15 protein-coding genes are annotated in these 12,213 nt (G+C 56.0%); 2 read left to right on the top strand and 13 right to left on the bottom strand.

Annotation, left to right across the window (positions count from 1 at the left end):
- Positions 1 to 390: 390 nt before the first annotated feature.
- Positions 391 to 1,311 (top strand): hypothetical protein, encoded by a 921-nt coding sequence (locus HBJ59_RS24885; protein WP_167665082.1) that lies wholly within the window; start codon positions 391 to 393, stop codon positions 1,309 to 1,311.
- A gap of 53 nt (positions 1,312 to 1,364) precedes the next feature.
- On the opposite strand, the gene HBJ59_RS24890 is transcribed toward HBJ59_RS24885, so the two are convergent.
- The 9 genes from HBJ59_RS24890 to bamE all read right to left on the bottom strand — a co-directional run bounded on the left by HBJ59_RS24890 (position 1,365) and on the right by bamE (position 9,210).
- Positions 1,365 to 1,754, bottom strand: a complete 390-nt coding sequence (locus tag HBJ59_RS24890; protein ID WP_256670890.1) for a structural protein — start codon at positions 1,752 to 1,754, stop codon at positions 1,365 to 1,367.
- Between the two features lie 58 nt (positions 1,755 to 1,812).
- Positions 1,813 to 2,172 (bottom strand): phage tail protein, encoded by a 360-nt coding sequence (locus HBJ59_RS24895; RefSeq protein ID WP_167665083.1) that lies wholly within the window; start codon positions 2,170 to 2,172, stop codon positions 1,813 to 1,815.
- 2 nt (positions 2,173 to 2,174) lie between these two features.
- The gene (locus HBJ59_RS31275) at positions 2,175 to 2,819 is read right to left on the bottom strand and encodes a hypothetical protein (protein WP_178124289.1); all 645 of its coding nucleotides are present in this window, start codon (positions 2,817 to 2,819) and stop codon (positions 2,175 to 2,177) included.
- Positions 2,820 to 2,965: 146 nt separating this feature from the next.
- Positions 2,966 to 3,445, bottom strand: coding sequence for a hypothetical protein (locus tag HBJ59_RS24905; RefSeq protein WP_167665084.1), 480 nt, complete (start codon positions 3,443 to 3,445; stop codon positions 2,966 to 2,968).
- 217 nt (positions 3,446 to 3,662) lie between these two features.
- Entirely contained in the window at positions 3,663 to 3,992 is a 330-nt protein-coding gene (locus HBJ59_RS24910; RefSeq protein WP_167665085.1) for a hypothetical protein, read from the bottom strand.
- Positions 3,989 to 7,858, bottom strand: coding sequence for a DUF1983 domain-containing protein (locus HBJ59_RS24915; protein ID WP_167665086.1), 3,870 nt, complete (start codon positions 7,856 to 7,858; stop codon positions 3,989 to 3,991). The genes HBJ59_RS24910 and HBJ59_RS24915 overlap by 4 nt, the downstream gene beginning before the upstream one ends.
- A gap of 59 nt (positions 7,859 to 7,917) precedes the next feature.
- Positions 7,918 to 8,499, bottom strand: coding sequence for a tail assembly protein (locus tag HBJ59_RS24920; RefSeq protein WP_167665087.1), 582 nt, complete (start codon positions 8,497 to 8,499; stop codon positions 7,918 to 7,920).
- 57 nt (positions 8,500 to 8,556) lie between these two features.
- Entirely contained in the window at positions 8,557 to 8,901 is a 345-nt protein-coding gene (locus HBJ59_RS24925) for a lipoprotein (protein WP_167665088.1), read from the bottom strand.
- 21 nt (positions 8,902 to 8,922) lie between these two features.
- Entirely contained in the window at positions 8,923 to 9,210 is a 288-nt protein-coding gene (bamE, locus tag HBJ59_RS24930) for an outer membrane protein assembly factor BamE (protein ID WP_167665089.1), read from the bottom strand.
- Positions 9,211 to 9,406: 196 nt separating this feature from the next.
- Here bamE and HBJ59_RS24935 point away from each other — a divergent pair, with 196 nt between their 5' ends.
- Positions 9,407 to 9,592, top strand: coding sequence for a hypothetical protein (locus HBJ59_RS24935; protein WP_167665090.1), 186 nt, complete (start codon positions 9,407 to 9,409; stop codon positions 9,590 to 9,592).
- Here HBJ59_RS24935 and HBJ59_RS24940 read toward each other — a convergent pair.
- The 4 genes from HBJ59_RS24940 to HBJ59_RS24955 all read right to left on the bottom strand — a co-directional run bounded on the left by HBJ59_RS24940 (position 9,589) and on the right by HBJ59_RS24955 (position 12,208).
- On the bottom strand, positions 9,589 to 9,744 hold the full coding sequence (locus HBJ59_RS24940) for a hypothetical protein (protein ID WP_167665091.1): 156 nt from the start codon (positions 9,742 to 9,744) through the stop codon (positions 9,589 to 9,591). The genes HBJ59_RS24935 and HBJ59_RS24940 overlap by 4 nt on opposite strands.
- 34 nt (positions 9,745 to 9,778) lie before the next feature.
- Positions 9,779 to 10,534, bottom strand: coding sequence for a C40 family peptidase (locus tag HBJ59_RS24945; RefSeq protein WP_167665092.1), 756 nt, complete (start codon positions 10,532 to 10,534; stop codon positions 9,779 to 9,781).
- Positions 10,535 to 10,574: 40 nt separating this feature from the next.
- Complete coding sequence (locus tag HBJ59_RS24950) at positions 10,575 to 11,096, bottom strand: hypothetical protein (protein WP_167665093.1); 522 nt, start codon at positions 11,094 to 11,096, stop codon at positions 10,575 to 10,577.
- Positions 11,097 to 11,455: 359 nt separating this feature from the next.
- Positions 11,456 to 12,208, bottom strand: a complete 753-nt coding sequence (locus HBJ59_RS24955) for a phage minor tail protein L (protein WP_167665094.1) — start codon at positions 12,206 to 12,208, stop codon at positions 11,456 to 11,458.
- Between the last annotated feature and the right edge of the window lie 5 nt (positions 12,209 to 12,213).

Genomic DNA, 12,213 nt, shown 5'->3' on the forward strand with positions numbered 1-12,213 from the left:
TCGGTGTTATGGCCACGATCAAGCGTCAGCGGCCAAGGCAGGTTGCTGCCCAGGCACCTGCATCTCCACGGCCGGCGAATCCGGTACCTTTTGATAAAAAAACTAGAAACATAATAAAAACAAAGGATTTAACTAATCATGACGCAAAAAACTTCCACATTACTCGGGTGATTCATTCCCCCCATGATTTTTGATAGCATCTTGATGGCAGGTTTCTACATGCGCTGACTCATAAACCACAAGGATCTCACTATGCGGCCACTATCTAGTTCCCGCTCGTACCCGATCCGCAGCGGGTCAGGCGGAAGAACTCTGTTCCGTTTTTCGCACCCGCATTTAGGTCATCCGGTTCCTAAGAAAATCATTCTTCTACCTTAAAGGAAGTCAGCCTTGAAAAAGTTAGCATTTGACCCTGCCACCAGCTTCTTTGAGCTTACCCCCGTGAGAATAGTTGCTTTCACCATAAGTATGATGGCGGTAATTTCCACCTTCTTTATAGTGAAGGATCCTGCGCTAGAACTCACACTTAGTCTAACCCATGAAGGATTCAATAACTTCATAACGATATTCAAATTCCCGATAGGTTTATTGGCCCTTCTAATCCCTATCGGAGCTGTTTTCGTTGCCAATCATAGATCGGAACAAACAAAGGCCCAGATGAAGCTAACGGAATATCAAATAAAAGCCGCACAAAACAACAACAATTTTACTAATTATTTTAAACATATTGAAGAGTTCGAAAAGCACCTGAACCAATATCAAGACCAAGAAATTAGCTTTTCAGAAAAAATGAACGATATAGTGTTTCTTTACCCGCGAGGCCTCCACAAAAAAGCATTTCCAAATGTGAAATCAGGAAACCTGATGGTAGATCAAGGGTTTGCTGACGGCGTCGTCCAAGACATAAATGAATTACTTGAGGGAGCAAGCGGACTGAAAGATCCACAAGTAACATCTATAACAATCCACAAAATCAAAGACCAGTACGATGTTTTTGCGTCAAAATATCAAATTAAGACTTTTTTTGAAATAGAAACGATAGATAGCGCACCTGTCATCCCAAACTCCACAAAACAACTTGTTTATCCGATAGGACAACTTTCAAGGGTTTTTTTGAATATCCTGACATTCGACGAAAATTACAAACCGAACAATCTACTGGACGCAGCCGCCAACTTTAATTACAAAGGGATATCCGGAAATAGAGTAATGCACGCGGACCGTACACTTCCATTCGATATCGTACAACTTATCAAATCAGGAATGCGCCCGACCGAACTACCAGCCAACACCCCATATCTAACTCAATAACACAATGCACATATGCTAAATAGTGAGACCGTGGTCATCCTAGTAGAGAGTATTTAAAAATCTGAGCGTGCGCTGTTAAGTTGGGCTCTCTGGTCTCCATGAGCCACGCCGACAGCGGCGGCGGCGGCAGGCGTGTCGCAGCCACTATCTGAATCCGTGGCGTCGAGAAGGACTGACAGCCGCACGTAGGCAGCGGTGTCGTTCTCCACGGACGGCGCCCAACGGCTGATGATCGCCTTCACGGTCTTGAGCCCGTGCTTGCGCTGATAGGTCAGCAGCAGCTTGCCCAGGGCACAGATACCGTTCTCCGGCGTATCGAACCGGGCAAAGCGTTTCTCGATTGCCGGGTCGGGCTTGAGCTCGCCCTGCCAATAGTTGGCCGCGACGTAATCGATATTGCCGGGGTTGCGATTGCGCACCCCGCGGGTTTCGGTGGGCGGCATACTTTTCGCCAGGCAATAAAAAACCCGCTCATGGCGGGCATCGTTGTTCGGATTTCGATCAGGTATCAGCGACCAACGCAGGTTGTTCGGGCGGCGGCATCTCCGCCGCCGGCGCATCCGGTACCAGGATGTGCACGGTGATCATGTGCTTTAGGTCGTACGGCTGGCCGTCCTTGGTGACCGTCACGGTCAGAAGGCCGTCGGCGAACTCAGTTTCCACGTCAGCGCGGCTGTCCATCTGGTTCACCGTATAACCCCAGCCATCGTCGATGGGCGGGAACGGGACCATGCCCAGGCAGCCGGTGATCTGGTAGAGCCCCTTCGAAAGTCGCGCCGAAGTTACAGCGGTGGCGCCCTGGGTGACAAAATCGTACGTCGCACCGGTTGCGCCGAGAACGTTGATTGCTGCTCTTGCCATGGTCAGATCGCCTTCAAGGTGCCGTCAGCGGCACGGGTGGTGTTGCCGGTGTGATAAAGCTCAGCCCACGGGGTCAGCGCTGCGAAGTCTTTCCGAATTGACCGGAAGTAAGCCTTGTTGGCCGATACTCCCAGCGCTAACTGCGATTGCCAAACTGGGCTTTCGCCCCAGTCTGACGACAACATGCTCAGCGATCCATACGGGGCATTGAGGGCGCCCGCATGAGAATAAAAACCGGTCGGTCGAGCATTATCAATGTTGACGTTATCGACTATCGATTTTCCGAGCCAGCCGCCTGCGCCGACTTCCATCAGGTTTGTTGCAGCCGTACCAACCGTACGTGTCGCTGCATTACCCAATCCAAGGCCGGTGCGGGCTGCCGCCTGAGTTGTGCCGCCCGTGCCGCCCTTGGAAACGGGCACGATGTTTTCCGTGGATACCGAACCCAGGCCGGTGAGTGTTGCGCCCCACTGCTGCACCATCAGGTTCACGGCGTCGGCCAAGGCCTTGGGATAACCGTTGACCGGGACAATCCCGTAAGCAGCACCGGCGGCAGTGGCTCCGCGGTAAGGTGGAGAGATCGAAATCGCCGTGTCGCTCGATGGGTTGATCACCTGATAGATGCCGTTGTCTGGACCGGCAAACATGTCGCCAGATCGGCAGTTAGAAAACTTCGTACCGGCACCAGCTACAACGGTACTGCCGTTAGTGACTGTTACGGTTCCTTCTGCGAACCAAGATGACATAGGCTTCCCCAAAAATTGTTAGTTAATATTTAACATACCGCCTGATGCTACTGAGAAATCTTTCCAACCATCACAGTTATTCCTGTAACAATCGCGTTTTGTACCGCAATCATCCCCAGAGTAAGAATTCTGCTTGGGTAGTTCCACATAGCTGCGATCTGGCGATTCGCTGTTCCTGAGGCAATTGTTACCGCCTGCATACACAAATTATTTATAAGCATGTACTCATCTTCGTCCAGATTAAACTGTGAATTAAAGTACGTTATTGACACGCCTTGCCCAGTAGTGCCGCTCCCGGCATAAGTCCAGGTATTGCTAGCCCTGACAAATTGAGCGGCGGGTGTACCTGAATCGAAAATCGTTTTGCGGCTTGCATCACGAAGCCGCACACCGAATGTGGCTAACGGCTGAGCTACATACCCAGCAACGAACCATCGCCCCACGGGTTTGATGGTATACATATTGAAAATACGTACCCTGAACCCGGTCCAGTTACCCGCAGATCCAAATATCTCAAGGTTGCTCATCCCAATTATGCCGTTTGCACTATCTGGACGAATGAAAACAAGGGGCTGTTCTTGGGTTGTGATGGGTGCCGGGAAATATATTGAAGAGGAATTTCCGCTATCTTCGGTTCCAACGTACCTTCCCTTATACAGAACTACAAGTCTCGAATATTCCGAATCAATTACAACTCGGTTGTCATCCCCTGCCTTAAATATTAGCCCATACGATTCTGTCATATTACTTAAACCTCACGACTGTAAGTCGCTGCCTTGTAATTGTTATTGCTGAGGTATTGTATGGATCACCCTTAATAGTTCTCCATACTCGTACCGCACCATTTACAATCTCTGGCTCTACCTGCGCGTCGTATAGCGAATTGACTGCTTGTACTGGCGTAGGAAAAGCGGCGGCGTTTTGAGGGGTGATTCCGGGAATCGCTATATCTATAAACTTCGCTCCCCAAGTTTGAGGGGTGATGATTTCGGAATACACCACCCTCATGGTGAATGACGTTTCATCAAGTTCAACAACGCCTGTAGGCCCCTTGATCCGCATACCGAAAATCATACCGAAAGCCTCCCGACCGATACGCGGTCGACCCCGCCCGCATCAAACACCGTCAATCCGTCGTTGTTGAGCAACGATGAACCGCCAGTCCCCGCGCTTCTCAGCGTGAACGTGCCAGCAGGAATATTGATTTCCAGAAGTGGACGCCCAAGCGAGTCAACCGCCGGCGAGCGAAGCACCATTCCTAGAATCAGTTCTTGAATGATCGCCTTGCTGATGATCGCCGTGTTGAACACGGCTTGGCCGTTCTCAATGACGAACATCGGGTCAACCTTGCCGCTGACCTCGTTCGCAATGGCGAACCGCTGAGCAAAGATCAGAAACTCCGACTGTTCGCCATTCGAGCCAAAGGCCAAACCCGAAACAACCCTCCTTCCATCTACGATGGTCTGTGCCTTCATGGTGGTCTGTGCCGACACCTTGCCGTCGAGCCGAACTACTGTCTCGCTTACCGTTTGAACCGACGCGCTTGTCTGTCCGATGCTCGACTGCAGCGTTTCCGATACCTTGGCCTGGGCCTCGATTTCAGATGCTCGCACTTTCTTCTCTGTGCTGATGGCTGCGGTTGATTCCCATGCTTTGATCGCCCCAGCCAGGTCGCCAGAGCCATCATCCCCACGAACGGAAGCTCGGAGCGCCTCATTACTCGAAGCCTGAGAGGTGATCTTCCCGTCAAGATTGGTGACCTTCGTATCGAGGTTGGTAAGCGCCTGGGCATTGCCGTTCGCCTTTTGATCGACTGCAGACAGATCACTGTTCAGTTTGGTGATCTGCGCTGCGGAGGTCTCACGGTTGCTGGCCACCACCTGCTCCAGAACGGTCAACGACGACTTGTTTTCGCCTACCTGGGCACCCAGGGTGAGCAACTGCTGCGCCAGCGCATCGTTCTCGGTTGCCCGGGTTTTACGCTCGACTGCAAGATCTGCCGTGGACGTCCATCCTTTGATTGCGTCGGCCAGATCGCCAGCGCCGTCATCGCCTCGCGCAGCAGAGCGCAGCGCTTCCATCGAGGTTGCGGTGGCCAACACCTTGCCGTCGATCTCTTCGATCTTGGTTTCGATGATCTGGACTTGAGACACCAGTGCGTCTGTGGTCTCGAGGATGGTGCCGATATCGATCCAGTAAGTGGCGTCGGGCGGCGCGGCCCCAACCGGCACCGGGCCTTTCGCTTGATAGAGCCGCTGATCCAGTCGGACGATGTCGCCCTTCAGATAAGGCTTTGCAGGATCGTAGGCGAGCGCATCGCTTACCTGCTTGATCAGATCCTCCAGCTCCTGCTTGGCTTCGTCAAGCCGTTCATTTACCGACCCAGGACCATCGCCTGTAATCAACTCGATCTCTTCGCGTAGGCTCTGGTATAGCGCCCCCTTGCCGATCTTATCCGCGTAATACGCTTCGTAATCGCTCTGCTTTGAGCTGGCCTGGCCGTTGACGGCACCGGGCACCGGGAAGAAGGGACCCACGTTGCCGGTTCGATCCACCAGACGCGCCCAGAAGAAGAGACTCGCGCCGGCCAGCAGGCTATGTATCTCGTGCGAGGCCTGCGGGTAGCTGAAGTCGCTCAGCTTGACCGCAGTCGACAGGTCCGCCGACTGGCTATACCAAACCTCTGTGCGCTGGGTGTCTTCGGCACCTGGTGGAAAGCCCCACTGGACCCCGATGCCATAGACCAGGCTGGTGGTGTTCAGAAACGACACCGCCGGCGGCAGGCCGACTTTCCCTTCCAGGTTGGTCAGGTTGGAGCTTTTCCAGATCGACGAAATTTCGAACGCGCTCACCGAGCGGACCCGGCCCACGTAGGCGCCTGAGTAGATGCCAGTGACGTCGACGCTGGTCGAGCCGGTGCGCTGCACCTTGATCCAGTTGCCGCTGTCCTTGCGCCACTCCACGTCATAGGCGATCGCACCGCTCACAGCAGGCCACGAGATGTTCATGGTGCTGATGGCAATGCCCTGATTCACGGCGTAGCTGGATGTCAGCGTGACGCTGGCCGGCGCCGGAACCACGGTGATCGGGATAACGCTGATCGGCCGCTCTTCCAGCCGGGCACCGGTGTCGATGTGCGCGAACTTGCTCGGGTCGTATTGCACGGCCGAGATTTCGAACACGCCAGGCTCTGGCCGGGAAACGCTGGTCACCCGGTACAGCGGGATGGCCAGGTCGTCAGCGTCGAGCGCCCACACCAGTTCCCGTTCAGGCGCCACGGAGTACGCCGCGGTGACCGTGAGCTGTCGGCCGCTGACCAGTTGCACGGTGCGCCCCTCGCACTTGCCGTCGGGCAGGTTGAGGATCAGCCGGTCACCGGGCTTGGCCTGGGTGTCGCGGTCCAGGGTGATAACTTTGCCATTTACGGCTGAGATGCGCCCACCCACGGGCCGACCGGCCAGCAGTTCGTCAGCGATCGGAACGACGTAGCCAGGCAGCGGGATACGCCCGTCGAGGCCCACCTTGAAGGTAACAGCCCGGTCCTTGGAGTTGGTAAGCAGCGCCCACTTTCCGCGGCGCTGGGCCTCCGACTCACGCGTGCAGCCGATCGCGCTGATCTCCAGCGGATTGTCGCCGTAGCGCCGCTGCAGCTTCTGGTCGGTCACGGCCGTGACGTCGGTGTCGTAGTTATTCAGCGGGTTGTCGTAGCTGACCAGAGCCCGGGAATAGCGGGTGCGCTCCGACGCGCTGGAATAGGTGAACTTGCCATCGATGACGTTCGCCCGGGTGTAAGCGAAGTCGAAGTCAGTGGCGCGCGGCATATCCGACAGGGTGAACACCTGGCCTTGGGCCCAGTAGGTCATCCCCCTGTAGATCGCCGAGATGTCACGCAGCAAGGACCAGGCATCAGCCTTGCTCTGGAGGTTCAGGTTGCAGATGAAGCGCGGCTCCTGGCCACCCTTCCCGTCCGGCACCAACTGATCCGCGTACTGGGAAATTCGGTAGAGCTCCCACTTATCGACCATCCACGGCTTGATGCGGCGGCCAAGGCCAAAGCGGTCGACGGTGGTGATTCCGTAGGTCGCCCAGACTGGATTATTGGTGTAAGCCTCTTTAAGCGTCCCATCCCAGATACCGCTGTATGTCCGCGAAACGGGGTCATAGTTACTGGGGACCTGCCATCTGCGAGCCTTGCAGCCGACCGTTACTGCTGGAATGCTGCGGAACTGCTCGGCGGAAAACTCGATGTAGAGCAGCGCGGTGTTCGGGTACCGCAACTTGGCGTCGATCACCTCTGTGAAACCAGCGATCTGCATCGTGTCGGAGATTTTGTTGTTGTTCTGATTGATCGTCAGGCGCGTGACTCGCATCAGCCAGCCAGAAGTAGCCTTCGGCAAATCGATGCGGCGGGTGCGCTCGTACACGCTGGTGGTCTTGCCGTCGACAGCTTCGCTCAGCACCTGCTGGTACGCGCCGCCGTCCGTTGCCAGTTCAACCTTGTACTCGATCCGGTACCCATTGATGTTCCCGCCGGCATCCACAGACTGGAGCGCCGGCCAGGCAAAGCGCACGCGCACAGCGGAAAGCTGGGTGTTGCTGATGGACTTAACCCATGGCGTGCCGCTGCGCAACTCGGTGCCAATCGTTGTTTCGTTCTCGATCGACGGGATCCCCTGGATGTAGGTCTGGTCCACCGCACCGGTGCGCCACTCCCACTTCACGTTCGGGAAGTTCATGTTGCCCTGAGGATCTTGCAGCGGGGTGTTGTCGAGGTAGATGTCGCGCGCGGTGGGCGTTCCTTCGAACTCACCCTCACCGATGGCGATCAGCATCTTGGCAATGGCGACAGAGCGCAGACTGTCCGGGGCCTCAGTTGGCGTTTTTGGTTTGGCTTCGCCGCCCTTGGCGCCGTGGATATCAATCTTGCGTGCTGCGCCCATGCTTTTCTCCAGGCAATAAAAAACCGCCTCATGGGCGGCTGCTGTGTTTCAGGTATTGGCTACATCTGGTCTTCTGCGTAGATGGCGGCACTGATGATTGCTCCACCCCAGCGGCGCTCGCCAATGCAGAGCGGTACCGGGTTACCGGATGCCGTGGTGTTCTTGGCACTGCCGAAGGCGTAGCCGGGTGTGTTCTCCGGCGCGGCGCTGGTCTTGAGGCCGCCGGCCTGGGGGCTGAGCATCTGGATAACGCCGCCGGCGACGAGTGCGATGCCAACAGGCATAAGAGCCTGAAAGCCAGGGATGAATGAGGCGGCAATTAAAATTGCGCCAACGATAGTTTGAAGAATGCCAGCTCTTTTGCTGCCCGTTATGACCGGGACAATCCGAATAACCCCGCGCCCCTGATAGCCTAGTTCCACCTCGCCAATATTCCGCTTCCCACGGAACACTGCGAACTCAAGGCCGCGGCTCTTAGCCGAGCTAATATATCTTTCAAGCCCTGGAATCTGGATGCATAGGGCCTTAATTGCCTCCGCAGGGCTGCGAACAGACAGCGTGAACTCCTTGCCGAACTTCCGCAGAGGCCCGCCGAGTCGAATCGTTTCCATGGGTGAGTAATCAATAACACTTGCTGACATTGCTTTTCTCCGGACATAAAAAAACCGCCACTTGGGCGGCCTGGAAATGGATTTGCTTTATAGGCAGTCGCGCACCGAACGTTCAATCGCCGCCCTGCCGACACCTGGCGCCCAGGCCAGCCTCTGATACAGCCTGACGCTGCTGCCCGATGCAGACTTGTTTATTTCCAGCAGCTCATCGGTGGTCATGTCGGTGCTCACCGTCAGCCTGTAGCCGCGCTCCGTCTCAGACATGGCTGCGCCGGATCTTGCATCCTGCCAGCGCGGGAATACGCATAGGGCATATTGCTTGGGAGATTTCGATGTCGAAGCCTTGATAGAGGCCTCTCCTTTTTTAAGGTCACCCGGGGTCGAGCACCCCGCCAGCATCACCACCGCTACCGCCGCTATCAAAATCCGCATGTCGTTCCCTCTTTGGTTTATCTATTTGAAGCTCGCCGGGATGGTGGGCACTTCTACGACTTTCCCGTCCACAAAGCGGAAAGAGATCACTCGGCTCGCGCCGGTCATTCCATTTGCATGGCTCCAAATCCACATTTGCCCGTCAGCCCTAGATGCTACCGAGTAAGGAGGCCCCATGATCTGGGTTACCTGCTCTTCGGTCATTCCTATCTGCACCTTCCTGGCGTCGTCATACGTGAAGTTTGTGCCAGCGCAGCCCGAAAGCACCAACGCCAGAACCGTTGTAGCGACAAACGTTGAGATCCGCATGATCACTTCCTTGTCCGGAAAGCGATGACTGTACCTCGGACCTGGCCAGGCATCCAGTGTGGATGGAATGCCAGTAACGCCGACACCCATTCAGATAGTAGCCTCTGGCCTTCACGCAAGGATTCCCCAGTCCTTGCCTACAAGCCCAAGGACTGGGGTTGCGCCAATATCGGCGCGTTTATGACCTGGAGGTCAAATGTCGTTTCATATTACAAACGTAGCTATCGCGGAAGATGGTCGTCTGTTGGTTGCTCTCAAAAGCAATGCGTCAGGCACTCAAACTCAAATCTGGGTTAAGCCAACGGCGCCGATCAACTCCTTGACCATCGCTCAAATTGAACAGTTGGCGAAGGAAGAGGCGGCGAAGGAGCACACTTGCTAATGAGCGCCGGCCGAAAGCATATGAATTCGAGATGAAAGACTTTCGTCTGCCGAGGCCCTATGGCTCGACTCCTGACTGAGTCGAGCCTTCAATTCCTGAATTTCACGCTTGAGTTCCTCCAACTCCTCTGTAATCGCTTCGTTCTTATTCATGATTTTCTCCTGATGCGCTGCGGCGCCATGTTGGTTATTTTGCGTCTTTGTGCCTGAGGATCAGGCGCGTTCTGTCATGCCAAGGGCCGCCGAAAACTATGATCTCGGAAGGCCTGCCGTACAGGTGGTGCAGTAGGAATGGGCCAGGGCCAAAAACGCCCGACTCTTCACCTGGTAGCGCCGGATCGGTGCCAAGGTAGATTCCTGCATGGTTCGGGTGAACCGTCCTCCCAACCTGCATGACGATCAAGTCACCACGCTGTGGTCGGTCGACTCGCACGAAGCCGGCCGCCTCGTAGTGCTGCTCGTACAGGCTTGCATTCTCTGCACTCTCCCACCAGCCATCAGTGCGCTGGAAGGCTTCGAATTCAAGACCCCACTCCCGCCGGTACCAGTCAGCGCAGACCTGCCAGCAGTCCCAGGCGCCGTGAACAAACGGTCGCTTGAGCAGCGGCGTGCTGCCCGTTGGCGTGATCGTGCGCAGGTCTCCCTCGGGCCAGCTGAGAATGTGCCAGGGCAAAGCCGTGGCTTCGCACATGGCAAGGTCATGAGGTGAGGGCCGGCTGGTTGCGTCCGGGTGCGAGTGGACAATGCCGATCACCTCGCCCAGATCTTCCGCTGCAGCGTAGTCCGCGGGATCGAGCCGAAACTCTTCGTTCGGCTCCGTGGCGATGTTCCGGCACGGGAAGTACTTCTGCGCCCGCCCTACAGCCAGCAGCAGGCCGCAGCACTCGCGCGGATACTCCGCTGCCGCGTGCGCCTGGATGGCGGTGATTATGTGTTTTCGCATTATTCGCGCCCACAAAAAAGGGCGCCGTAGCGCCCTTGGGTTAAGTAGATATTTTTCTGGATCGCGGTGGCGCAAGTAATGCTTTGCCTACAATCCCCGCCTTCACTCTATTGCGCATGGTGGCGGAATCGACCCCAGCAATTTTTGCCCACTCTACAAGTGTGCGCTCTTCACCATCGATCACCGCTGTAGCGTTGTGCTTGCGTACAGGCAAGGAAGCAGCTTCGTCAGGAGTCATCCCAGCATTGAGGCGGTTATAGAACGTAGATTCTTTTATGCCCGCCTCGCGCCAAACACCGGCGACATGCTTCTCGCTACCAAGGCGCGCGACAATCGCATTGTTCCGCTTATGCTCGCCCTGGCCGAGCGCATCAGTCCATCGGCAGTTTCCTGGCTCGTAATCGCCATTCTCGTCAAGCCGATCGATGCTCTGGCCTTTCTCCTTCGCTCCCATCCCTGCGACGAATCCTGCGATGTCTCGCCACTCATCACACACCTGAATGCCTCGACCTCCATAATCTTTGAAATCTTTGGAATCGGGGTTGTAGCAGCGATCAATCATCGCTTTCCATGTGCCGTAGGCAGAGTGCCTATGTAGCCCGTGAGTGGTATGGGTTTCCTTTACGCGCATCCTCATAAAGCAGCCGCAAGATACCTGCACGCCACATACGAGCGCAGATCTTTGAACGACGCGGGAATTGCCGCATACGCACTGACAGTTCCAAAGACTGACCCTATAGGGTCTATCGTTTGGCGCTTTGCTAATCACCGTGAGTCTGCCGAACTGCAAGCCCACCAAATCTTTTGGGTATTTCATCTTCAAATCACACCCCTAAAGCGTGAGACCCAACTGAAGAAGAGTCGCAGGTCGGTTAGGTCTCGACTTTTCGGGTTGCATGCCCTAGCCACAAGGCAATTCTACTATGATCTGGACACGAGGCTCACTGCTGGAAATCCCCCAAATCCCAATTCTTCGTTTTCGCCGAAGCGTTTCTTGCAGGACGACAAACAGCCCTTGCACTGGTCCAGGGCCGGGTCATCCGTGGGGTTGTCCTCGTCATCGAACATGGCGGCGCCGGTGTAGCCGCAGTCCGGCCCCCGGTAGCAATTGGTCATGGCCCAGTGGCAGAACGTCGTCATCTGGCGCCCGGGCAGTCCGTGGTTATCGATCTCGCCCGGGGACGACAGGTCCCAGACCACCGCCTCGCCGTCCTCACTGGTTTTCTGGTCGATGTACCAGATCTCCAGCCCTTCCTGAGTCGGGTCGGCCGTTGGGTTGCCTTCGGAAAAGTTCGCGGCGTCCAGGTACTGAGCCAGGGTCTCACGAACGGTCAGCTTGAACTTCAGCAGGTCCTCGAAGGCCAAGCACAACGCAGTGACGCGCCCGTTGATGTTGCCGGCGGCGAACGTCGGCCTGGTGGCTGTGCCGTCGCTGCTGGATCCGATTCCTTCGATCTGCACCGGCCAAGCCGCGTACTCGGCGCCCTGCCACCAAATCGACTTGGCCGGCAGGTCCTCCTCCGAATGCTCGTAGGCCAGCAGCTCCTCGGGCGTGTGCGGAATGGCGTGCCCGTGAAAGCGCAGGTAATCCGCGCCGTACTCGGTCCCGTCAATTTCGAACAGGCGAATTTCGGCGCCGGGCTCCAGTTTCTGGATGTCCGTGATCAGTGCCATGGGTG

Source organism: Pseudomonas sp. AN3A02 (genome assembly GCF_011765255.1).
Taxonomy (GTDB): Bacteria; Pseudomonadota; Gammaproteobacteria; order Pseudomonadales; family Pseudomonadaceae; genus Aquipseudomonas.